This is a genomic window from Streptomyces sp. NRRL WC-3549 (genome assembly GCF_000721935.1).
Classification (GTDB): Bacteria; Actinomycetota; Actinomycetes; order Streptomycetales; family Streptomycetaceae; genus Streptomyces.
Genome location: NZ_KL585455.1, coordinates 1 through 656 on the forward strand (window position 1 = coordinate 1; position 656 = coordinate 656).

Annotated in this window: 1 pseudogene; it reads right to left on the minus strand. The window is 75.2% G+C overall.

From position 1 onward, the window contains the following. Positions 1–656: pseudogene (locus tag IH13_RS0135630) on the minus strand (ATP-binding protein); the annotation flags it as partial.

The following is a 656-nucleotide window of genomic DNA, read 5'->3' on the forward strand; positions in this document are numbered from 1 at the left end:
GTTCGAGGTCGGGCCGGTCGTCCAGTGCGACGAACGTCAGCAGTTCCTGCACCTGGGCCGGTACTTCGCCCAGCCACTCGCCCACCAGCCGGCGGGCCGTCGGCGGCAGGGCCGGCTCGCCCTCACCCTCCCGGTCCGCCAGCGGGCGTGAGGCGTCGGCCAGCGCCAGGGCCAAGGCCGGGTTCCCGCCGCTGTGGGCGTGGATGCGCGTCACCTCGCGGGGGGCGAGCCGGTACGGGGACAGCAAGGTCGTCAGCTGAGGGATCGTCAGAGGCGGGATGCGCACCGCGCACGTGTCCTCACCGCACCAGTGGCCCGCGGCTCCCGGGCGCCAGACGCGCTCGGCCGCGATTACGGGGAGATCCGGCGTCAGGCGCAGCGCCCAGCCCAGGACTTCCGCACTGGCGTGGTCCAGCCATTGGGCGTTGTCCACCACCAGCGTCATGGGCGGTGCCTGCAGCAGAGCGGCGGTCAGGCGGCGCAGCCGCAGTGCTCGACCGGCATCGTCCGGAGTACCGGACCGGTCGGCGGTCTCGTCGAGTGCTGCCGTCAGCTCCCGCGCGGCGGGCAGGGCCGGTAGCGCCAGCGCGAGTTCGAGCAGCCCGGCACAGGCGACCCGGGCGTCCTGGGGCCCCGGGGCCAGCCGCAGGACCGGC